Origin of the sequence: Stenotrophomonas sp. OVS01A, from assembly GCF_019969775.1 — a bacterium.
GTDB lineage: Bacteria > Pseudomonadota > Gammaproteobacteria > Xanthomonadales > Xanthomonadaceae > Stenotrophomonas > Stenotrophomonas indicatrix.
Genome location: NZ_JAHXYV010000009.1, coordinates 22175 through 43362 on the forward strand (window position 1 = coordinate 22175; position 21188 = coordinate 43362).

The window sequence follows — 21188 nt, forward strand, 5'->3', positions numbered from 1 at the left end:
CCCTGCTGGAGACCTGCCATGCGTTCTCTCTGTTCCCTGGCGCTGCTGGCCCTGCTGCCGTTGACCAGCATCGCCGCCACACCGCCGCCCACCGCGCCCGAGCCCATCGTGCGCGAGGTCATGACCCGTCCGTTGCCGGAACAGCCGGGCAAGGAAGCACTGATCCTGACGGTGCAGTACCCACCCGGCGGCGCCGATCCCGTGCACCGGCACGACGCCCACGGCTTCGTCTATGTGCTGCAGGGCCGCATCGTGATGGGCGTGGCCGGCGGCCGCGAGGTTACCCTCGGCCCGGGGGAGGCCTTCCACGAGGGCCCGGACGATCTGCATACCGTCGGCCGCAATGCCAGCCAGACCGAACCGGCGACATTCGTCGTGTTCCTGATCAAAGACATCGGCAAGCCGGCGGTACTGCCACCACGCTGACCGCCACCGGTCCGGGCAGTACCCGCCACTCCCACAGGTCCGCCGGTGTCACAATCGGCGGACCTGTCCCGTCTCTGCTGGCATGGACGACCCCACCGCACTGTTCACCCGACTACGCCCGCGCCTGTTCGGCGTGGCCTACCGCATGCTCGGCTCCTCGCACGAGGCCGAGGACGTGGTGCAGGATGTCTGGCTGCGCTGGCATGGCGCCAACCAGCAGGACATCGAGAACGCCGAAGCCTGGCTGGTGGCCACCACCACCCGCCGCGCCATCGATGGCCTGCGCCTGGCCCGGCGCACGCGCGAGCATTATGTCGGCATGTGGCTGCCCGAGCCGCTGCTCACCGAAGACACCGGCACACCCGAGTACATGCTGGAAACGGCCAGTGATCTGTCGGTGGCCTTCCTCAACGTGCTGGAGCGGCTGGCCCCGGACGCGCGTGCCGCGTTCCTGCTGCACGATGTGTTCGACCAGGATTACGACGTGGTGGCACGCACGCTGGACAAGACCGAAGCCGCCTGCCGGCAGATCGTGCACCGCGCACGCCTGCAGCTGCGGCAGGAGCGACCGCGCTACAACGTGCCGCAGGACGTGCACCAGAAACTGATGCGGCGTTTCGCAGAGGCCATCGCCAATGGCGACTTCAGGACGATGAAAACCCTGATGGCCGAATCGGCCGTGCTGATCGGCGATGGCGGCGGCATCGTCACCAGCTTCCCGAAACCGATGGTCGGCGGCGCACGCATCGCACAGCTGCTGTACGCCCCGCACCTGCGGCGCAAGGACCAGCTGCGCATGGTGCCGAGCATGATCAATGGACGACTGGGGCTGCTGCGTTACTTCGACGACGTGCTGGAATCGGCAATGGCCTTCGATACCAACGGCGAGCAGATCGTGCAGATCCTGGTGCAGCGCAACCCGCACAAGCTGCAGGGCCTGAACCAGCCAACCTCGATCCAGTAGATCCACGCCATGCGTGGATGCGGTTGCCTTCATGCACAGCAAAGCCACGCATGGCGTGGCTCTACCGGCAGGCTTTCCACCCTGCGTCAATCCAGTAGATCCACGCCATGCGTGGATGCGATTGCCTTCATGCACAGCAAAGCCACGCATGGCGTGGCTCTGCCGGCGGGCTTTCCACCCTCCGTCAATCCAGTAGATCCACGCCATGCGTGGATGCGGTTGCTCTCATGCACAGCAAAGCCACGCATGGCGTGGCTCTACCGGCGGGCTTTCCACCCTGCGTCAACCCAGTAGATCCACGCCATGCGTGGATGCGGTTGCTCTCATGCACGGCAAAGCCACGCATGGCGTGGCTCTACCGGCGGGCTCTCCACCCTGCGTCAATCCAGTAGACCCACGCCATGCGTGGATGCGGTTGCCTTCATGCACATCAAAGCCACGCATGGCGTGGCTCTACTGGCGGACTGTCCACCCTGCGTCAATCCAGTAGATCCACGCCATGCGTGGATGCGGTTGCCTTCATGCACGGCAAAGCCACGCATGGCGTGGCTCTACCGGTCTCCGTGCTGCCTGACGGCTGCCCTTGTGGCTACTTCTGCTGCAGGAAGGCCAGCAGGTCCTGGTTGACCTTGTCCTTGTGGGTCTCGGTCAGACCATGCGGCGCACCCGGGTAGACGATCAGCCTGGCGCCCTTGATCAGCTTGGCCGACATCCGTCCCGCCACGTCGATCGGCACGATCTGATCGTCGTCGCCGTGGATCACCAGGGTCGGCACATCGAACTTCTGCAGGTCAGCGCGGAAGTCGGTCGCCGAGAACGCGGCGATCGAGTCGTAGGTGTTCTTCTGTCCACCCAGCATGCCCTGCGCCCACCATGCATCGACCATCGCCTGGTTGACCTTCGCGCCCGGCCGGTTGAATCCATAGAACGGACCAGACGGAATGTCCTTGTACAGCTGCGAGCGGTTCTCCAGCTGCGCCTTGCGGATGCCGTCGAACACTTCGATCGGAACGCCACCGGGGTTGTCTGCGGTCTTCAGCATGAACGGCGGCACCGAACTGATCAGCACGGCCTTCTTCACCCGTCCCGTGCCATGGCGGCCGATGTACCGCGCCACTTCGCCGCCGCCGGTGGAGAAGCCCACCAGCGTGACGTCTTTCAGATCCAGCGTATTGATCACCGTGGCCAGATCATCGGCATAGTGATCCATGTCGTTGCCGTCCCAGGGCTGGCTGGAACGACCGTGGCCACGGCGGTCGTGTGCGACCACCCGATAACCGTGGTCCGCCAGGAACATCATCTGCGATTCCCAGCTGTCCGAATCCAGTGGCCAGCCATGACTGAAGGTCACCACCGGCCCGTTCTTCGGGCCCCAGTCCTTGTAGTACAGCTGCACGCCATCGGCGGTGGTGATGGTGCTGGCGGTGCGCGTGACAGCGCTGGGTGCGGACGGGTGTGCCGGCGCGGCGGCCTGGGCGGACAGGCCCGCCTGCATCGACAGGGCCAGGGCAGTTGCAGCGAGGGTGCGGGTAACGGTGTTCATGGTGGACCTCCAGCGGATGGGTGGGTTTCGACAGGGGCTACTTTGCGCCCCTGTCCGGGACCATTGGTGACTTGAAGTCCAGAAAACTTGATCAGAAATCCCAGAACACCGGCACCCAGCGGAACGCCTCGCCCTCGCGGGACACCCGGCCCACCGACGGGAACGGCAGGTGCGTGGCTACCAGCATCTCGCCGGTGCCGGCCAGCGCATTGAGCAGTTCGATGCGCACCCGCGCCGCTTCCTCCGGGTCGTGCTCGAAGCCGTTATGCCAGTTCGGTTGATCGAAACCGACGGCGAACACGGCATCGCCAGCAAACGTCAGCGCCTGGCCCCCCGAGGCAACGCGCACCACGCAGTGGCCCGGCGTGTGGCCGCCGGTGCGGCGCGCGACTACGCCCGGTGCGATCTCATGCTCATCCTCGAAGGTGTGCACGAAACTGCCGTACTCGGCCCAGAAATGCGTGGCCGTTGCGCGAAGCGCGTCCGGGAACCCCTGCGGCATGTTCGTGCGGGTGAAGTCGGGCGACTTCCAGAACGCCACTTCCGACGCCGCGACATGGATCTTCAGATCCGGCCGCAGCTGTGCTTTCACTCCGTCCACCAGCAGGCCACCGATGTGGTCCATGTGCATGTGGGTGATCACCACATCGGTGATCTCGCGCAGGTCGATACCGGCAGCGCCGAGGCGACGGATCAGCTGCCCGGCGCGCGGCAGCTGCAGGTCCGGGTCCATGCCCAGGCCAGCGTCGATCAGGATGGTGCGCTCACCGCTGTGCACCACCATCACGTTCAACGCCCAGTCGAACGCATCCTGTGGCAGGTACATCTCGTCGAACCATTCGGCGCGCTCGGACGCCTGCACGTTGTGGCCGAGCATCTGCGTCGGCAGCGGCAGCACGCCGTCGCTGACCACCAGCACATCGATATCGCCGACTTTCAGGGCGTAACGCGAGGGAACAAGCTCGTCGAGCGCGGGCGCGGCAGGGGCAATGGTGTTTTCCAGGCTGAACATGAGGCGATCTCCACGAAGGTTGGCTGGCAGGCAGTGAAGCAGGGCCGGCGGACAGTTCCGGGGTACGCCTTCGCACGGCGCAGGGCATGGCGTTGCCGGGCAGCAATGCCCTGCAGCACAGCGCCGCTGGTTCGATTGAAGACGGGATCCACGAGCTGTCGTGGCCCCGGAGCACGGCAAGGGCCGTGTGGGATCAGCGTAGGCAACGCAGGCAGTGCGCAGTAGACCCGCAGGCGGGCTCGCGGCGTTGCCTTTTGGGAAGCAGTGGGCGACGTGGTTCCCGCCCACCGCCTGCCACCCGGTGGGCTTCGCTCAGCCGCCCTTGCCCATCAGCCAGCGGATGGCCTGCGGAAACGAGGTCTTCCAGTCGTCCGGATAGAAATGGCCACCCTCATGGGTACGCGACCGGAGCTCGTTGCCATCGCTGAAAAGGGCGCGGAAATCCGCGCTCATCTTCTGGTTCGCCGGCCCTTCCTGCTCGCCGTTGATGACGAACACCCGCTTGCCGTGTGCGCTGCTCTGCGTGGGCACCGGCTGGCGCCAGCCACCCGGCGACACCAGCAATGCACCGGCATAGTCATCCGGATGCTGCGCCAGCAGCGCGCCGGCATGCTGCGAGCCCTGCGAGAAACCCATCAGGTACACCTGCTTGCGGTCGATGCACTGGCGCGCGGCCAGTTGCTCCAGCCCCGCCTGCACCACCTTGTGCGTGCCCTCATACGGGCCGGTCCAGCTGAAGCTGTCGAACGACTCGCGCATCTCCGTACCGTTGATGCCCAGCAACACCACACCAGCATCGGCCAGCGGCTGCTCGCTGCTGTCCAGGTGGCCATTGATGCCGTAGCCGTGCAGCCACACCAGCACCGGCGCACAGGCCGGCATCGCAACCCCCTTCGAAGGGGCCAGCACCGAGATGGCGCCCACCTTGCCGACCGATACCTTCGCGTAGCGTGCCTGCGTATTGGCCAGCACCTGCTTGAAGAACGGCGTTCCGCGCAGGTGCTCGAAGTCATCGTTGTCGGCCAGCGCGGGCGCGAACCACATGCCACGCTCATCGGCTTGGCGCAGATAGCGCTCGGCCAGCGCATCGTCACCGCGGCGTGCGAACAATGCCGCTGCGTGGTACGGCGCCTGCGCCAACGTGGGGTCTTCGCGGGTTGCTGCCAGATAGAGCGCCAGCGACTGCAGCAGCGTGGCGTCGTCTTCCTCGGCCCGCTCCATCAGGTCCTGCGCATCGTCGGCATTGATCAGGGCATTCAGCACCGGGCTGATCGACTTGAACGCGATGGTCGAGGCGCTGTCCTGTTCCTCGGCGTGTGCGGTTGGCGCGCAGACAGCGATCGCCAGGAAAACAGCAAGAGCAGACAGCTTCGGCATGGGGAATCTTCCGTGATTGCGGCAACGCGCGGGGCGCGCAGTCTAGCAACCTCCGGGCCGATCAGATCACCCTGCGCTCAACCGTAGGCAGGATGGCTGCCGGTAAGCACGCCCATCGAAAACGCGTAGCCCGCTTCTTCCAGCAACAGCCGCATGCGCAGTTCCGCGCGCCGCGGAACACACAGCCCGCTCGGTGCGTACAGCGCATAGACGAAGCCGGCGCCTTCCACGTGCTCGCGGCGCACCGAACAGTTGTTGGTTTCTGCGGCATCGGACCACACGGCCCGCAGCTTCTCCGGGCCGATGGATTGACCGTTGCGCAGGCGGAACGTCAGCCAGCGCACGCCCAGCGGCGGATGGTAGGTCAGGTTAGCCATTGCGCACCTTCAATACGGCGGCGGAGATGGTTCAGGACGTCCGGTTGCAGATCAGGATGCTCGTTGCGCGCGGACGCCGGCAGATCGATGCGGACAGCGCCGTTGACCAGCGCGGGGGGATCGGTGTGCAGGTCGATCCACCATCCATCGGGAAGGCGAAGCCCGCGTCCATCCCTGTCATAGAGGTTGATCTGAAAAGACATGACGCTCGCTCCCATTGGAGTTCGAGCATACGCCTGCGCAATGTCACTCCAGACTGCGACCCGCCGACGCGATTTCCTCGACCCGCTTGGCACACACGAAAACGAACGCCTCGTCCTGCTGCACCTTCAGGAACGAATCCAGCCAGCGTGCCGCAGCACCGCGGTTGCCGATCACGCCCCCGAGTTCTTCGGTAAGGCAACGCGCGCACTCCATGCCACCCGGACTGGGGGCCTGGCAGGCGCGGCAGCGCGCCATCGTCGTCGTTCTTGCCGGACGGCACTGGTACATGATCTTCGTCATCAGGCTTACCGCACGGGCATGGGATGGCATCAGCGCTCTTCCCGAACGTTGGACAGAGGAAAGCCGCGCAACGCGCGGCCTCTTCTTCGCTTATTGCTCAGCGACGGGTGTCACGGCCCGGCTCGCTCTTCTGTTCCTGCCCGGACTTCTGCGGGCCGACCGGCTTTGCATCCTGCTGGACCTGCTGCTCCTGCTGGCGCTGCTTGCCGTCCTGCTTCCGGTCGCCGCCCATTGCGTTGCCATCAGCCTGGCCGTGCTGGGCGGCCTGCTTGATTCCGGTCGGGGCGTTGGTGCGGTCGGTCTGGCCTTGCGGCGTATTGTTGTTCATGTCTTGCTCCACCGCAGCGATCTGCTGCAACGCCACTGTGGGCGTGGGCCGGTTACGCAGCTGCATGAAAGCCGGAGATTAATGAACGGGCACCATGAACAGCGCTGCGCGCACACAGGCTCCTGACATGCCCAGGTGTACGTTGGCGTTCCAACAGGAGAAGTCTCATGGAACGCATCACTAACAAGGACTTCGTTGACGTCGAGCGCGAGCTGCAGCACTGGCAGGCCGCGTTCCAGACGGGCGATCTGCCCGCCATCAACTTCCGCCACGAGGTCGCACCGGTCATCCGCCTGGCCTGCGACATCTATGTCCGCAACCCACATGGCACGCGCACGGCGTGGCTCACCGATCTGCAGTCACGGCTTGCGCTGCGCACCAGCCTGCGTGGCCACCCGGGGTCGGCGGAAATGGCGATGGGCTGCTGGGCGCGCCTGTCCGGACCGGCATTGGCCCCGCAGGCGGGCTGACACCGGCTGCGCGCAGATCACTCCTCGCCGGCGAGCTGGTTGCCTTCCTGCATCAGCTGATCATTCAACCGGTTCACCAGCGCGATGACCGCATCGGCCAAGGCACGCGCATCGGCGATCGAACCGTGGAAGGCAATGCGGGTGCCCTCCACCCTCACTTCCGCCAATGAAAGCTGCGACGCCAGCGTCGCGCAGTGCTGCAGGAAGCGGCCGGTCCACTGTTCATCGGGTGCCTGATCGAGCAGCGCGGTGATGGCTTCATCGGCAGTCGCATCGACCTGCTGGTGAAGCCGTGGCACGTCGAACCCAACGATGCGCGGCAGTCTGGACGTGCTCACGTACTTCCCCAAGGGTGTGCAGGACGGCAGTATCGCTGCACCGACCCTCCCGGGCGAATCGTCCGACGTGAACCGTTCATCCGGGCCGGCGATGTCGGGCCCTCGGTCAGCGGAGGCGTGTCGATTCCCGAGCCGTCCGGGCGTCGAGAGAAGAAAGGCCGGCCAACGTGGCAGCCAACGCCGATGGACATCCTGATGACGCCGATCCTGACCGCATTCAAGCATTCCCCGGACCGTGGCCAGGGGCTGGCCCGCGACATGCGCGTGCGCTGGGCGCTGGAAGAGCTGGGCCTCGCCTACGACGTCCATCTGCTCACCTTCGAGGAGATGAAGCAACCCGCACACCTGGCGCGGCATCCGTTCGGTCAGATCCCCACCTATGAAGATGGCAACGTAGTGCTGTTTGAATCAGGCGCGATCCTGCTGCACCTGGCCGAACAGCACCCCGGGTTGCTGCCCGCCGACGCGGGTGCGCGCATGCGCGCGATCACTTGGATGTTCGCCGCGCTGAACACTGTGGAGCCGCCGATCGTCGAACGCTCCATGGCGTGGGTGCTGGAACGCGAACAGCCTTGGTACGCGCAACGGCTGGTGATGCTGGACGAGCGCGTGCGCAGGCGGCTGAGCCAGCTGTCCGCCCGGCTGGGCGATGCACCGTGGCTGGACGGAGACTTCAGCGCCGGCGATCTGCTGATGGTGTCGGTGCTGCTGCGGCTGCAGAGCAGCGGCATCGTTGGCGAGTATCCAGACCTTGCTGCCTACGTTGACCGCGCGACCGCGCGGCCGGCCTACCAGCGTGCCTTCGCCGCGCAGCTGGCGGTGTTCCAGAACCTGTAGCTCCACGCCGCTCCCAGTAGCTCCACGCCATGCGTGGAGATCGCCATCCATTGGTACTGCTACGCGTCAATCGGCTGCCATCCGCGTGCCACCCGATCTCCGGAAGCAACCGCCACTGGATCAGTGGATGTCCAGCGCGACGATGCCATCCCCTTCCAGGGTGAACGCGTGCGTCAGCACCACCGGGCTGCCCGGGAACGTGCCGCTGACCTCCGCAGACACGATGTGGCGACCGTCCTGCACGTGCAGCTGCAGGGGGACCACGTGTTGCTGGTAGGCCGCACGCGTCTGCGCCACCCAGGCGGCAATCGCCGTGTGTCCCTGGTGCCGCTGGCGCTCATCGCCCACCGTCGCGCCTGCGGCAAAGCACTGCTCCACGTGCGTTCCGGGCTCGCCATTGGCCAGCAGGAAATAGCGGGACAACGGCGCGGGAAGATCAATCGACATCGCAGGCACTCCAGGCGGGACTGGCGCTATTCTCGAACCGCACCCTGGCCGCCACAAGAACGCACCTGAAGGTAAGTGACCCACCCCATGAGAAAGGCCTATACCCCTGAGACCGCCGCTGCGGACGTGGCCAGTGCACTCGCGCTGCTGGAAGGCCGCTGGAAGCTGTTGATCCTTTTCCACCTGTTCGACGGCAAGGTGCAGCGCTATTCCGACCTGGAGCGGCTCATCCCCGGCATCTCGCAGAAGATGCTTGCGCAGCAGCTGCGTGCACTGGAAGCAGACGGCATCGTGCTGCGCACGGTGTATCCGCAGGTGCCACCGAAAGTGGAGTATCGACTCAGTGCGTGGGGGCAGGCACTGTGCCCGGCACTGGACGCGCTGCTGCTGTGGCAGGAGCAGAAACCAGCGGCAGGCGAGCCATCGGCATGACCATTTTCCGCGCAGCCACCATGCTGCTGTGCCAGATCCACCGCGACCAGCTGGCCGATCGCGGGGAGAACTCGCAGACCTACCAGCAGGCCAAGGCCGTCTGTGATCTGCTCGCCCGCGAGTACAAGCAGAACTGGGATTTCGACGCCCACGATGCGCTGGCGGCGGAGGCAGTGGATTTCTTCGACCTCCTGCAGCGCGGTGAGGCCACGGCAGTGCCACCGCGCAAGTCCGATCACGCTCTCGAGTGATCGCCGCCCTGTTGAAGATCAGAGGATGACGGCAGCAAACAGGCCGACAACCGCGATCGTCGTCAGCAGGAACGAGACCACTACCGAGCCGAGTGCACGCAGCGCTGATCCTCCATTCAAGGCCACGAAGGCCCGCATGCGGGCCCACAGGTACCACGCCACCGCCAGCACGCTGATGCAGGTCGCGGTGAACGGGCCAGCCTGTGCCGGGGACGCGGCTGCCACCTGCGACAGCGCGAGTGCCACCACGAAGGGGCATGCGATGAACGCCTGGATGGAGAAAGGCTCCCGCAGCGTCTCGCGGTTCACGGGCAGCCGCTGACGCCGAAGCGTGCCCAGTGCCGCGCCGAGCGCGTACACGCAGAACACCGCAGAGCGGGTGAGCAGCAGCCCCTGCTCGCTGCTGAAAAGCAGCTGCCCCACCGGCGTACTGAGTCGGGGCGAGGACATGCGCATCGCCATTTCCAGCGCATGGGCGATGGCCACCGACAGGATCAGCATCAGCACCGGGCTGATCGCATCGGAAAACCTGTGCTCCAGATCCTTGCCGAGCTCGCGGCGGGTGTAGAGCGCAACCTCACCGGGGTGAATCAGTACCCGCCAGAACATCCGCGGATAGAACACCAGCCAGCCGACCAGCTCGTAGAGGAATTCTTCCAGCGATCGCAGCAGTCGTATGAGGTCCATGACCGCCGTGGATAGCGTGCGGGGCGTGAAGCCGGGATCACGGGCGGGGGGAGGAGTGGCCGCGCTCTGGTCAAAGCCGATGCCGGCAGGTCCCATCTGCAGGTCCAATCCTGGACAACGTCACTCGCCGCGGTGCTCCATGTCTGTCCTGGCTCGGATGTTCTTCGCCAGCGAGTCGCAGAATGCGGCAATCGCTCGAGCTCATTCGCAGACGGAAGCCGCTGCCTCCAGCAACGGCCCCACGGCAAGTGCTGGCGCCGGGCGCTCGGCCGGGAATGCAGTCGCGATTGCCTTGGCTGCGCGGTCAGCGTGCGGCTGGGCATACCATGACGAATCGCTGGACAGTGCTTTCCCACGCACGTCCCGTTCGAACCGGTACTGGCCCCAGTAGATGGCCAACGGTTCTTCCAGTGCGTTCAGCGGATTGGGCAGGGCCAGCGCACTGGGGCACAGCTGCGCGAACGCCGCCGCCATCGCCTCCCGGTTGGCAGCAGGCTGCCCCGCCGACAGGAAGTGCGCGTACTCGTGCAGCACGATCGGCGCCCAGTCATCCTGCACGTGCTGCTCGGAGAACAGCACAATGGAGCCACCGCGCAGCTTGGCCTGGGTGCGGTTTGAATACGGCCACCACACGAATCGCACCTGGAAGATGGGTGCGGCCTCCGCGCCGTAGAAGGTGCGCAGGCGCGCGGCAAATGCGACGGCCTCCGGCGCCGCCAGTTCCCGGGTCAACGTCTCCTGCTGCTGGCTGAAGCGCGCCGTCCCGGTCAGCAGTGCGCGCGCACGGGGCGCAAAGCGTGCATAGAAACGCCTCAACAATTCCCGGTCACCAGCGGCCTGTGCGGCGATGGCGGCCTCGGTGGCGGCAGAGAATGATGCCGCGTTCTGGAAGTAGCCGGTGTATGGGTCGCCAATGCGTGTATCGCTGCCGGCAAACAGGCTGTCTGCCAGAGGCCGCTTCCCCTCGTCATTGCGGGCCATCGGGGAAGTGCGTTGACGAAACCGTGCATAAGCCTCGAGCGCAGCACGATCCTTAGCATCCAACCCGAACCTGCGCTCCCAGTCCTGCTGGTAGATCGCGTTGGTATAGCCAGGCAGCCAATCGGGCAGGTTGTCCAACAGATTGAACAGATCAAAGGCTTCGTCGTAGCCCACCGTAACCAATGGGGGCGCCTGCAGTGTCGAGCTTGCCGACCCGGCACGGGCCCACTGGGGCGCCAGCACAAGAACGGCGATGCACACAAAATGCACTGCCTGCGATCTGAATGACATCCGACATGCTCCTGGACGATCGGGTGGCCCGATTCGAGCATGGCGCCGAAGGTTCCACAACGTGACCATCGGCAGGGGCTGGCAGGCCCCTCCCCTCTTAACAACCTCGGGCAGATTGCCGACACGTATTCCATTGAATGAAGCGTGCGAACCGAAGGAGATCCATCTTCGGCATCAGCGAGCCCACGCTCCAACGACAAGAGCAGGAGATGCTGACCGAGCTGCGCACAACGAATCAGGATTGTGGATTTCGAGGATGAGGAGCCATCGGGAGAAGGCTGCGCTGGCTCAGCTCCGAAGTGCAGCAGGGGGCGCGAAGAATGGCAGCTCCCAACAGCGGCATGGGCACTGCCGGGAATGCAGCCACCAAGTAGGCACCAAACGAAAAAGGCACCGCATGGCGGTGCTCTTTTTGATGGCCTAAGCCATTGAATACAATGGTGGCCCATCATCAAACGAACAAATCCAATAAGCTTTTGAATTTTAAAGAATTTATAAATTCACACAAGACTAGTTACCGCCAATGTTACCGCCATTGCACGGAGGAACTTGCGACAGACGCGGGCGCCGGCCGGGATTACCTGGACTCGTCAGCCACCGACGGCATCAAAAACTGAGCCGCTCCTGAGCCATAAATTGTTCCAAGTTGATGCATGGAACACTGAAATGCTCGCAAACGTTAGGAATCTTCGCGGAGTGGGGCTTGAAGTGCTCTTCCGTCACCACTGTGAAGCTGCGGACAGCGCCAGCCGCGATTACAAAAGGATCGGCAACAGGAGTACCGGTGAGACGCTGCTGCTCACCGATAATGCTCTGAAAGTGAGGAATAGCGAGGATCCTAGCTACGAACTGTAGCTCCCCAGCACTCGGTGTCGTAAACATCTGAGCGTTGGCATCAAGCCACTCCGTGACGTATGGCACAGGAGACCCATTGCCCAACTCCCGTCGCACCTCGCGGGTTGAGACAATAGAGCCACTTTGAGCGAGAGCCCCAAGGTGGCGCCACAACGACCCAAAAACCTGCGGGTAGTAGTGTTTCAGCTTGCTATAAGAGCCTGTATCGAAGACATACATCAGTTGCGCGTCCTATGCAAAACCAGATCTTCCAGACCAGGCAGGTTCGCGGGCTTAACTCCAAGATACTCAGCGGCGCGCTCAGAAGAGAGCTGCCCTCGCAGGCGCCGAGCAAAGACCTCCCGCAGAAGCGTATCGCTAAGATACGCCCCTCTACTGGCATACCAGCTGCCCCCGCCCCCGTCACGCTCAACCATTTGATCCGTCCACTCCCTGGCCTTGCTCTCGTAAAAATCCCGCGTTGCTCGCCCCGAATCCAAGAAGCGTCGCAAGATGGCCTCACGACTCACACCAAAATACCGAGCTACACGAGAAAAATAGGCATCGTCCAATGCGTCTACATTGGAAGGAACGCCAGCGGTTACACGAGAAAACTCATCAAATGGGATCAGCACCTCAGCAGCCACTGCGTTGCAGAACACCTCCAGCTCTTGCTCTCGGGCTGGCAATTCCGTGATGTAAGACGTGTCGAACTTCGAAATGCCACTCACGTCGAAAAGAATATGCGCAAGCTCATGTAGCAGCGAGAAGATTTGACGGGTCTTCGTGGTGCTGTTGTTGATATAGATCAGCGGAAACTCGTGATCCCGCAGGCAGAACCCAGAGATGGTCTTCTGTTTGAAGCTGTCCTTGAAGACGAATACCCCCATCCTCTCTATCGCCGATCGCCAAGCCTTCAAGGCTTGATCATCGCCTCCCCACTGCGCTTGGATTGGGCTATCTATTCCGAGTTCACGACGAATGTTCATGGCCTGAGCGGCAACGTCCTGGTTACGCTGCAGCGACACGTGATGCCAGATCTTCCTAGGAGCAGGATTGGTCTCGCTGTACAGGTCTTCCAGACCTGCCTGATAGGCGCGCGCCTTTCGTAGGTGCAGGTACGTATCCCGCGACAGACTCGCCAGCTCCTCGGCCGGCAGAGTACGGAACTGTTGCCTCGGGCTGACCTCCTGCGGTGGCTCCGGCAGGAAGAACACGGCCAATGGCCTTTTGTAAAGCTCATAGGCAAGCCGCTCAAGTTGCGGGTAAGTAGGCGCGCCGTCGCCGGACTCCCACGATTCCACCTCGGCCAGCTGCCGCTTGAGCCTGGTCGCCACATCATCCACTGACATTCCGGCGCTCTCTCGAGCCCAGCGCATCACGCTGGGCTGGATGCCCACAACTGGCTCGCCTCTCATTGTTACTCCTTCCTAGCGGGCGAAGTATCGCGGCTCTGGGTACGCTGCGCCAGTGCCTCCCCATGGCCTTCTGGGAGGATCCTGCCAGACCGCGCCAGCCCAAGGCCCGGGCCGATGCGGGTCGCTCAGCTGCGTCCCGGCTGCGCCAGCACGCCTGGAGGGGACAGTGATGGGATCCGCCCCTGCTCCCCCGGCGAGCGCACTTGTCTCCCCGCCACACCTGCACACTTCATAGGGTGGTTTTTCTGCACTACCTGCACACGGGCCCACGACAGGCCCAGTAAGGCTGTCAGGGGCATCGAGAGGCCATGCAAATACCTGCGAATCCCTGCGCAAAAGGGTGGCCTAGTGGAGCGTTGGAGCGGCGAGATGGAAGCCGGACTTAGGCAGCCGCGTAGGAGAAAAAAGTAGGCATCCAATAGCGTCCAAGAAGAGAAATCCACTACTTACTGTGTTTCAGGAAGACCATGAAGAGGGGGTGTGGCACACTTTTTTGGTTACAGGTCCCGTGCAGGCACCGCTGCCTCCCTTCCCCTATGGCCCCTTGTCTCCCAAGGGTTTCGTCGGTCAACCCGCTGTCTTGCCGCCCGCCATCCTCCATGTGATATTCCTGACTAACAGTATTTGCTGGTTACACTGGTACGCTGGTTACACCATCCGTGTACACCTTGCATATCAACGACTTGCGATTACCCCCGACTCGTACCAGCCCGTGGACACGACTGGTTACACTGGTTACAGCCAGTGCCGCATAGAAGCGCATGGGCTACAGACCAAGGAAGACGCGGTGACCACTAGAGCCCCGATTCTGACGAGACTGGCCACATGGGCAGTCCCGTTCTTCAGCGCCACTTTGGCTGCGCCCCTTAGCGCGCAGAATCCCGTTGGGATCCAACTCATGAACGATTTGGCCTGGCATGGCGTGTCTGATCGTGTCCAAATTCATCAGCCATCTGTGCAAGGAAAGCCTCCCCACATCGACGTGTGGGAACGAATTGCCATAGGGAATACATACGGCAACTGGGCTTACGTGAAGAACCTCATCGATTGCCAGCAATGGACTCAAATTCCGTTTTCGACAATCGACCGGGGTGGCTACTTCGTCCTCTGGCCGAAGGCTCCTGCCTCTGTGAAGGCAGCTTGGGAGGCCCACGGCCAAGGCAATGAGACGGTTATTACGGGGATCTGTGCCCTGTACGGACTCGGGAAGCCGCGTCTAGAGACGGCCGCACCGGACAAAAGCGGGGACTTCGTAGAGCGCTAGGGGCAATGTGGGGCCGGCGGCACCTGCCGCCGATGACGGCGCCGCGTCAGCGGCCCGCTGTGGCCGCTGCGGGCCTATCCAGTCGCCGAGGAGACCGCATCCGAAGCAATCGCGCCTGCAGGCGTGTGCCCCACATCTTTTGAGGCCAGCATCGGCGCAACGGATAAAGCATCAGGTTGTTGCAGGCGCCAGGTCAAACGAGGCGAAGGTAATGACGTCCTCGCCGATCCACTCGTTCACCATGGCCATGCGCGATTGCAGGGGTGCCAGTTCCATCGACGCCCACACCGTGGCCGCATCCCGAATCGATCCGAATCCGCCCGCATTCTGCGGCACGATGCCCAGCAGCTGCGGGGGGACGCGCAGCGCAGCCAGAATGTCATCACGGGTCACGCGCTTGATGCCGGTGAACTCATCCTTGGCGGCGACTTCGCTGATGGGGATCAGCTGCAAGCCATCCTTCTTACCATTGGGCGAATGCACGAACAGGTTGCGGAAGTTACCCGGCCCACGCGAGTCTCGCAGCGCCTGACGCAAGGCGTCCACGTCCATGCCCTCCGGCTGCGGGTCGGTCATGTAGAGGATGAACCCGGCATGGGAGCCATTGGTGTAGTACCTGCGGCGAAACAACGTCGCCGATTCATTGAGCAGTGCCGACTGCACGACCGCCAGCCACTCCGGCATCCCGTAGATTTCCTGATCGGGGTCCACCTCACGTAGCTGATGTACAGAACCGGGCGCAAATTCATGCTCAACCCTTTCGGCTCGCACCTGAAAGAACTCAGAGGGTTGCACGCCACGGCGCATGTACTGCGCCATGAGAGGCTGAAGCTGCAGCAGGCGTCCGGAGTGCGAGAGTTGCCGCTCCAGGTACGCCATGCCGAACACCAGGTAATCCAGCGCCAACTGCGAAAACGCGGTGCGATCCAGCAGGCGATGTGGCACAAATGTGCGCACCAGCATGTTGCGCTTGAAGATCAGGCCGCTGTGCAGGAACGGATTGGAACGCGTGGTGCGCGACAGGCCACTGAGGGTGATCGGGGGTTCGTAGTAGCGACCGTTGCGCCAGCACTCCAGGTAGTCGAACAACCCACGCGAGTCCAACACGGGCGTTGGATCGCCAAAGGAAAAGGCCGTCACTGCTCCCGCTGTGCCTGCGCCAGGCGCGGGCACAATCTCACCGATAGCGGCATCGGTATGGGAATCCATCACACCGCGCTCCCGGCACTGATCTGTGCACGCAACTGTGAACGGCGCGCCGGGCTACGCACCAGATCCATGTCCACTGCACTCAAATCCATCGGCGGCAATGCCAACTGTTGCGCCACCTGATCGGTCACTGCGGAATCGTTTAGGCGATGGCGCACTGCTTCACCGAGACGACCGAAGAACGTGCTGGACAATTCGCCGGTACTGGCCGACTGACAATAGCCCACGCCCGCATTCTCCGCCTTCGCGAATAGCGCGAAGGCCACCGCCAGGCTATTGCCGGCTTGTGCAAGCAATTGCTCGTACGCTTGGCTGGCAGCTTCGCTGGTGACACCCTCTGCCGTGCTGAGGTAACAGTCGGCCAGCTCAGCCAATTCCAGCTCCAGCTGCGGCAGTTCGGCCGCAATCTCGTCCTCCATCGCCCCATATTCCTCAGCCAGCGACAGTGCCGAACGCTCGTTGGCGCGCAGCTTCTGAACATCGCGGGTGAGGTTGCCATCGGTGTCGCGCAGCTTGGCACCCCATTGTTGGCGCGCTGCGATCGCATCGCCCTGCGCAGCCTGTTTGGCACGCTGCATCGTATCGACCTTGCCCACCAAGGCGCGCTTGCGCTGCACTGCGCTGGCCAACTGCTGGGCCAGCTCGTTCAGCCGCTGCGTTCTCTCCGATACCGGCGCTGCTTCGGCCCCTTCGTCGGGTTGAATAGCCAGTTCGTTGGTGGTGGTGTTGATGCATTGGGTGTCGCTCATGTTGAATCTCCGTTGAAACGATTGGGGGCTCGCCGACACCTTGTCGGCGAGCTGTGGGAAGGACAGCGCCGCTTACAGGCCGCTGTCGTGAACCTTGCGAGGGTCGAAGACGAAGACACGGATGGCCCCCAAGCCGGGGACACGTACGGTTTGGGAGGGCCTGCCGTCAGCGCTGCGCTTAAGCCATCCAGCTTCGGCCAACGTACGTGCGGCCAAGCGAACATCGAAGCCCGCACACAGCTCCCGTCTGAACGCCTCCTGCAGTACCAGGTATTCCGTCAATCCAACCTCATCGAAACGTCGGAAGCCCACACGGTCGCGCACCGGCACAGTGCCTTCAGGGCTGCGCAGCGGCTCCAAGCGACTCTCGCCGTGGGCTTCAAAGAACGCACGCACGCGCGACAGCAATTCGTCGGTGTCAGCGCTGCCTGAGCCGCCTCGACGTTGCAGCCATGCCTTGAAGCACGTCGCCACGCCCTGGGTAGCTTCACCCTTGGGCCAGCCGGTGATGCGGCAGCTGCTGGCCAGTTCACCGGCAAACGCGACAACGGCAAAGCGCTCGGCCACTCGGCGTACCTCTCCCGAAGCATCTTCGGGCACATAGGTGGCTAGGAAGCGGTCAGTGGATTCGCGCAGCTGGGCGGTCAGAGTGGGGCTGTCCTGGTGGGTCAGGTAGCCCATCCACAGCGGCCACGGCGCGCCGTAGGTGCGCGCGGCGCCGTCTTTGAGCAGTGCCGACAGTGCCGCGCCGTCGCTGGCATCGTGCAGGCGCTCAAACACGCCGTGTCCGCCCTCGGCCTCGGCCGGCACGTCAGCCAGGCGCACCGCTTGGCCCGCCCGTGCCTGTTTGCCCGCCTCGGCCATGTGCTGGGCCAACCCGACCTCGCCGGCCGACAGGATCAGCACCCGCCAGCGAGCGGCCGCGCGGGCCTCACCGGCCCGATTGGCGCGGCTCTTGCCGTTGCCGTTGGCCAGCAGGTAGGCCGCATCACCGGCCTGCTTAGGATCGATCTGCGCCAGTTCATCCAGAATCAGCGTCGCATCGTTATGCAGCACCGCCACGCCTTCCAGCCCGTTGGCCGTGCTACGCCACTCGCGGGCATACTCCGGGGGACCGACCACGCTCGCCGCCACGCGCAGCGCCGTACTCTTGCCGCTGCTGCTGCCACCTACCAGGTGGAAGCCACCGCCCGTAGCACCCGTGAAGTGCAGGAGCGGCCCAGCGAACATGGCCGACACCGCAAGCAGCAAGCGCGAATTGTCCTGGCAGCGCCGGGCCACGTCGCGTCGCCACTCCTCCAGCGAGCCAACGGCTGCATAGTGGTGCTGCAATCCGCCGCTGTGCTGGTAGACCAGCCGCTCCGCGCCATCGCCGTAGCTTTCGCCATTGGGCAACACATAGCGGCCCTCATGCCAGCCTGGCACGGCGACGTTGCGGGCGCGGGTGTCGATGCGCTCCTGAATGATGTAGGCCAGCAAGCGCTGCATGGTGTTGCGGTGGGCCGACATTTCCACACCACCAGCGGCCAGCTGTCGCACGAACTCGCGTGGATCGCCCACCAGCATTTCCGCAGGGGCTGCCCACTGGTGGGGATGTCCATCGGCATCGGTCCAGGTCAGCAACCGCCCCCATTCCTCGCTCTGGCTGTTTCGGGTCTTTGCCTCGACCTTCAACGGCGAGCAGACAAACACCGGCTCGGCCAGGTCACCGTCCTCGGTGACACCGACGTAGTACACGCCGGTCTCGTTGAGTTGGTAGTGGGCGCGCGCAGCGCTGCCACTGTCGTTGTCGGCGGCGCGCTTTTCGCCCTTGGTCTTGCCCTTTGCGCCTTTGCGCACGGCGCGTTGAATAGATCCGCGTACGGCACCGGTACCGGCGTTCTTGGCGGCATCATTGAAATCGACGGAGGTAACGTTGTTCATGCACGGGGCTCCGGTGCCGCGTCGACGCGATGCGCCTTCGGGATAAAGAGAAAAATCATCAGGAAGTAGCCTCATGACGTGGCCGCGGCGGCATGGCCACCACCCCGCCCACGGCATCGGCGGCGCGCTGGGCGTTGGCCACGCCCGGATTAATGCCCAGCCGAGCGGCGGTGGCCGCATCGTCATCGGCGCATACCACGATCACCGCCGAGGGAAACTTGGCGCGCAAGGCACAGGCCACCGGCTCCAGGTTCCCGGCATCGAAGGCCACGGCGGTGGGATGGCCAGTGGCCTCATGGATGCTGGCGGCAGTGGCATAGCCTTCGGCGATACACACCACATCGCTGATCGTGCGGCCCACGGCGTAGTACAAGCCACGCTTACGGCCACCGGCCAGGAAGCGCTTGCTGCCATCGGCGGCGATGGTTTGCAGGCTCCACAACCTCCCCTGTGCATCGCGCAAGGGCACCAAGAGCAGGCCATCCAGCTGCCGCAGACCGTGAGCGCCTACGCCCTTGGCCATCAGGTAGGGATGATCGGGGGCAGCGGCGCTGGCGCGCTGCCAGCGCTCTCGCGCCTGCTGCCGAGCCACAGCCTGGCGTTGGGCACGCTCGGCCTGCTGCTGCCGCTGTGCGCGCACCACGGCCTCGCGCAGCATCGCGCGGTCGGCCTCGCTCAGCGCCTCGCTTCCAACTTCGCACCAGGACTCATTAAGTCCGGTCTTCCAGTTGCCGTAAGCACCGGCCTGCGGCGGGCCTGCGTGCAGCACATACCAGCCGCTGCGCTGGCCGCTGCCATCGCCCTCGGCGCGTACACGCCGCAGACCGCCATCTGCCACTGCCGTATCCAGCATCAGCCCCGCCGCGCGCAGGGTGGCCAGGAAGCCGTCAGGCCGCATCATCGTCGGCCTCCAGCTGGCTGCGGTGCTTGGCGCTGGCCACCACAGAGGCCAGATCCTCATGCACATAGGCTGCGCTGAACGCTACAGCGTCAAACGGCACCGCCATGCGCTCATCAACGCTTGCCAGCAGCAGCGCGGCCGAACGCGCGCGCTCCAGGCGATTGAAGCTGTCCTCGCTGATCCAGTAGCCAAAGGGCATGCGTGCGGCCCTGGGCGCGGGCGCTCGCGGCGGCTCGGCAGCAGCCGGCTTTGCCTGCAGATCCTCCAGCTGCAAGGCCATGCCTCGATCAAACTGCTCCTGCGACTGCGCAGGTGCAAACAAAGACAGGCGCACGCGCACCCGCGCCGCAACGCTGGCCAGCTCCACGCAATCGCGCTCCAGCGGCCACAGCAGACGCTCGCGCAGGCGGTCCTCCAACGGATGGCCTTCCAGCGCTTGATCCAATTCGTCACTGAGAGCGGCAAGACGGCGCGACGCCTTGCTGTGGAGCCGCTCAATGCGACGGGCTACCTCGACAATAGTGGCGGTACGCTCGGCATCGAACCAGGCATCGGTGATAGTGGCGCTTAGCGCGCCATCGGCCACGCCCGGCACGCGGGAGACACTCACGGTATCAACGTTCATGCAGCCACCTCGGCATCACGGACCATGGCCAGCAGCTGCCCCACGGGCAGGGATTCCAGTGCACCAGGGCGGCGTTCCAGCGCGGTGACCAGTTGCGACAGCGCAGCCATCGGCATCGTGTGGATGCGCTGCAACTGGCGCGCGGCGCTGAACAGGTCATGGGTGGCCGCATCGTCATTGATGGCGGCGGCATTCAGGGAGAGAGTGTTCATCGCGCAGCCTCCTGCACGGTGGCGGCAATGGCGTGCTGCACCTCGCCCAGCGTCAGCGCTTCGGGAGCCTTGCCGGTGGCCTCCAGGCGCACGGTGAGCGCCAGCCAACGGGAATGGTCCCAATCGAGGGTGTCGGCGATGTCGCCAAAGTGATGGGCAATGCGAACGGCGAAGCGCGAAGGCGCGGCCAGGGTGTCGTGAGACATGGCTGATTCCTTGTGTAAGTTGGAATCCGCCGCCTCGAGACCAATCGAGGTGACGGACGGTACGCGGTTGGTCTGCCGGCACAAGGACCGGTGGGGCCGAAGCCCCCCGCGCACCGCCCGCCGTAGAACTGGCAAGCAATCGCCCGCGACAACACGGCAGGCAATAAAAAAGCGCCGTGCATCGAACGATGGGCGCTGGTGCGCCTTGTGGTTCGGGAGACCAATCCCGGTCGCCGATTGTGCGGCGACGGAGCAATGCTGCACCTGATGCGCCAGTGCTGTCAACAGGTGCGTCATCGCCGCGCCTTGGCTGGAGGAATGGGCGTTTCAGCGCCCCCTGTACTGAGCGCGGCACGCTCTGCAGGGCTGCTGATCGGCAGGCAGATATCCCCGCTCGGACACGCGCTCGGCGAGACGGTGCGCACGATCTCCGTGTAGGCGCTGAACGTATGACCGCAAAGCGCGTTGCGACACTGGAGCAGTGATTCGCGCAGCAGTTTGGAATGCAGCACGCTGGTGCGCACGACAGCGGCGGTATCGCAATGCGGGCAGCGCAGGAAGGCTCTTGGACTGGTCATCGGA

Annotated in this window: 28 protein-coding genes; 7 read left to right on the forward strand and 21 right to left on the reverse strand. The window is 64.1% G+C overall.

Going from position 1 to position 21188, the window contains the following annotated elements:
- Positions 1-18 precede the first annotated feature (18 nt).
- Complete coding sequence (locus LC407_RS19935; protein WP_049466772.1) at positions 19-426, forward strand: cupin domain-containing protein; 408 nt, start codon at positions 19-21, stop codon at positions 424-426.
- An 82-nt stretch (positions 427-508) separates the two neighbouring features.
- Positions 509-1390, forward strand: coding sequence for an RNA polymerase sigma-70 factor (locus tag LC407_RS19940; protein ID WP_025879027.1), 882 nt, complete (start codon positions 509-511; stop codon positions 1388-1390).
- A gap of 589 nt (positions 1391-1979) precedes the next feature.
- On the opposite strand, the gene LC407_RS19945 is transcribed toward LC407_RS19940, so the two are convergent.
- The 7 genes from LC407_RS19945 to LC407_RS19975 form a co-directional block, all read right to left on the reverse strand.
- Positions 1980-2933, reverse strand: coding sequence for an alpha/beta hydrolase (locus LC407_RS19945; RefSeq protein ID WP_032976695.1), 954 nt, complete (start codon positions 2931-2933; stop codon positions 1980-1982).
- Positions 2934-3024: 91 nt separating this feature from the next.
- A complete protein-coding gene (locus LC407_RS19950; protein WP_105164699.1) occupies positions 3025-3945 on the reverse strand; it encodes an MBL fold metallo-hydrolase in 921 nt (306 codons plus the stop codon).
- A gap of 312 nt (positions 3946-4257) precedes the next feature.
- A complete protein-coding gene (locus LC407_RS19955) occupies positions 4258-5322 on the reverse strand; it encodes a prolyl oligopeptidase family serine peptidase (protein WP_088101451.1) in 1065 nt (354 codons plus the stop codon).
- A gap of 77 nt (positions 5323-5399) precedes the next feature.
- Positions 5400-5699 (reverse strand): hypothetical protein, encoded by a 300-nt coding sequence (locus LC407_RS19960; RefSeq protein WP_025879032.1) that lies wholly within the window; start codon positions 5697-5699, stop codon positions 5400-5402.
- On the reverse strand, positions 5687-5902 hold the full coding sequence (locus LC407_RS19965; RefSeq protein WP_025879033.1) for a hypothetical protein: 216 nt from the start codon (positions 5900-5902) through the stop codon (positions 5687-5689). The genes LC407_RS19960 and LC407_RS19965 overlap by 13 nt, the downstream gene beginning before the upstream one ends.
- Positions 5903-5945: 43 nt before the next feature.
- Complete coding sequence (locus tag LC407_RS19970) at positions 5946-6203, reverse strand: hypothetical protein (protein WP_223483464.1); 258 nt, start codon at positions 6201-6203, stop codon at positions 5946-5948.
- Between the two features lie 97 nt (positions 6204-6300).
- Positions 6301-6531 (reverse strand): hypothetical protein, encoded by a 231-nt coding sequence (locus LC407_RS19975; RefSeq protein ID WP_133119357.1) that lies wholly within the window; start codon positions 6529-6531, stop codon positions 6301-6303.
- Positions 6532-6698: 167 nt separating this feature from the next.
- Between LC407_RS19975 and LC407_RS19980 the strand changes: the two genes are divergently transcribed.
- Positions 6699-7001, forward strand: a complete 303-nt coding sequence (locus tag LC407_RS19980; protein ID WP_025879036.1) for a hypothetical protein — start codon at positions 6699-6701, stop codon at positions 6999-7001.
- Between the two features lie 17 nt (positions 7002-7018).
- Here the strand turns inward: LC407_RS19980 and LC407_RS19985 are convergent, their stop codons facing one another.
- Positions 7019-7339 carry a hypothetical protein gene (locus LC407_RS19985; RefSeq protein ID WP_080149919.1) on the reverse strand — a complete coding sequence of 107 codons (321 nt, stop codon included), beginning with the start codon at positions 7337-7339 and terminating at the stop codon, positions 7019-7021.
- Between the two features lie 195 nt (positions 7340-7534).
- Here LC407_RS19985 and LC407_RS19990 point away from each other — a divergent pair, with 195 nt between their 5' ends.
- A complete protein-coding gene (locus tag LC407_RS19990) occupies positions 7535-8176 on the forward strand; it encodes a glutathione S-transferase family protein (protein ID WP_223483465.1) in 642 nt (213 codons plus the stop codon).
- A gap of 120 nt (positions 8177-8296) precedes the next feature.
- On the opposite strand, the gene LC407_RS19995 is transcribed toward LC407_RS19990, so the two are convergent.
- Entirely contained in the window at positions 8297-8623 is a 327-nt protein-coding gene (locus LC407_RS19995) for a nuclear transport factor 2 family protein (protein WP_218788028.1), read from the reverse strand.
- A gap of 87 nt (positions 8624-8710) precedes the next feature.
- Here LC407_RS19995 and LC407_RS20000 point away from each other — a divergent pair, with 87 nt between their 5' ends.
- The gene (locus tag LC407_RS20000; RefSeq protein ID WP_025879040.1) at positions 8711-9055 is read left to right on the forward strand and encodes a winged helix-turn-helix transcriptional regulator; all 345 of its coding nucleotides are present in this window, start codon (positions 8711-8713) and stop codon (positions 9053-9055) included.
- On the forward strand, positions 9052-9306 hold the full coding sequence (locus tag LC407_RS20005; RefSeq protein ID WP_223483466.1) for a hypothetical protein: 255 nt from the start codon (positions 9052-9054) through the stop codon (positions 9304-9306). The genes LC407_RS20000 and LC407_RS20005 overlap by 4 nt, the downstream gene beginning before the upstream one ends.
- A gap of 18 nt (positions 9307-9324) precedes the next feature.
- Here the strand turns inward: LC407_RS20005 and LC407_RS20010 are convergent, their stop codons facing one another.
- From LC407_RS20010 to LC407_RS20025, 4 genes are all read right to left on the reverse strand, one after another.
- On the reverse strand, positions 9325-10101 hold the full coding sequence (locus LC407_RS20010) for a hypothetical protein (RefSeq protein ID WP_223483467.1): 777 nt from the start codon (positions 10099-10101) through the stop codon (positions 9325-9327).
- Positions 10102-10194: 93 nt separating this feature from the next.
- On the reverse strand, positions 10195-11334 hold the full coding sequence (locus tag LC407_RS20015; protein WP_223483468.1) for a hypothetical protein: 1140 nt from the start codon (positions 11332-11334) through the stop codon (positions 10195-10197).
- Positions 11335-11871: 537 nt separating this feature from the next.
- Positions 11872-12339, reverse strand: a complete 468-nt coding sequence (locus LC407_RS20020; RefSeq protein ID WP_223483469.1) for a PIN domain-containing protein — start codon at positions 12337-12339, stop codon at positions 11872-11874.
- The gene (locus LC407_RS20025) at positions 12339-13517 is read right to left on the reverse strand and encodes an ImmA/IrrE family metallo-endopeptidase (protein WP_223483470.1); all 1179 of its coding nucleotides are present in this window, start codon (positions 13515-13517) and stop codon (positions 12339-12341) included. Before LC407_RS20025 ends, LC407_RS20020 begins: the two co-directional genes overlap by 1 nt.
- Before the next feature lie 898 nt (positions 13518-14415).
- On the opposite strand from LC407_RS20025, the gene LC407_RS20030 reads away from it, so the two are divergent.
- Positions 14416-14781, forward strand: coding sequence for a hypothetical protein (locus LC407_RS20030; RefSeq protein ID WP_223483471.1), 366 nt, complete (start codon positions 14416-14418; stop codon positions 14779-14781).
- 171 nt (positions 14782-14952) lie between these two features.
- On the opposite strand, the gene LC407_RS20035 is transcribed toward LC407_RS20030, so the two are convergent.
- The 8 genes from LC407_RS20035 to LC407_RS20070 all read right to left on the reverse strand — a co-directional run bounded on the left by LC407_RS20035 (position 14953) and on the right by LC407_RS20070 (position 21184).
- Entirely contained in the window at positions 14953-15990 is a 1038-nt protein-coding gene (locus LC407_RS20035; protein ID WP_223483472.1) for a phage portal protein, read from the reverse strand.
- Positions 15990-16739 carry a hypothetical protein gene (locus tag LC407_RS20040; protein ID WP_223483473.1) on the reverse strand — a complete coding sequence of 250 codons (750 nt, stop codon included), beginning with the start codon at positions 16737-16739 and terminating at the stop codon, positions 15990-15992. The genes LC407_RS20035 and LC407_RS20040 overlap by 1 nt, the downstream gene beginning before the upstream one ends.
- Positions 16740-16811: 72 nt before the next feature.
- Positions 16812-18662 carry a DUF927 domain-containing protein gene (locus tag LC407_RS20045; RefSeq protein WP_223483474.1) on the reverse strand — a complete coding sequence of 617 codons (1851 nt, stop codon included), beginning with the start codon at positions 18660-18662 and terminating at the stop codon, positions 16812-16814.
- A 58-nt stretch (positions 18663-18720) separates the two neighbouring features.
- Positions 18721-19563, reverse strand: a complete 843-nt coding sequence (locus tag LC407_RS20050) for a toprim domain-containing protein (RefSeq protein WP_223483475.1) — start codon at positions 19561-19563, stop codon at positions 18721-18723.
- Positions 19550-20188 carry a hypothetical protein gene (locus LC407_RS20055; RefSeq protein WP_223483476.1) on the reverse strand — a complete coding sequence of 213 codons (639 nt, stop codon included), beginning with the start codon at positions 20186-20188 and terminating at the stop codon, positions 19550-19552. Before LC407_RS20055 ends, LC407_RS20050 begins: the two co-directional genes overlap by 14 nt.
- Complete coding sequence (locus LC407_RS20060) at positions 20185-20400, reverse strand: hypothetical protein (protein ID WP_223483477.1); 216 nt, start codon at positions 20398-20400, stop codon at positions 20185-20187. Before LC407_RS20060 ends, LC407_RS20055 begins: the two co-directional genes overlap by 4 nt.
- Complete coding sequence (locus tag LC407_RS20065; protein WP_223483478.1) at positions 20397-20606, reverse strand: hypothetical protein; 210 nt, start codon at positions 20604-20606, stop codon at positions 20397-20399. The genes LC407_RS20060 and LC407_RS20065 overlap by 4 nt, the downstream gene beginning before the upstream one ends.
- 293 nt (positions 20607-20899) lie before the next feature.
- Positions 20900-21184, reverse strand: coding sequence for an ogr/Delta-like zinc finger family protein (locus LC407_RS20070; RefSeq protein ID WP_223483479.1), 285 nt, complete (start codon positions 21182-21184; stop codon positions 20900-20902).
- Positions 21185-21188 lie beyond the last annotated feature (4 nt).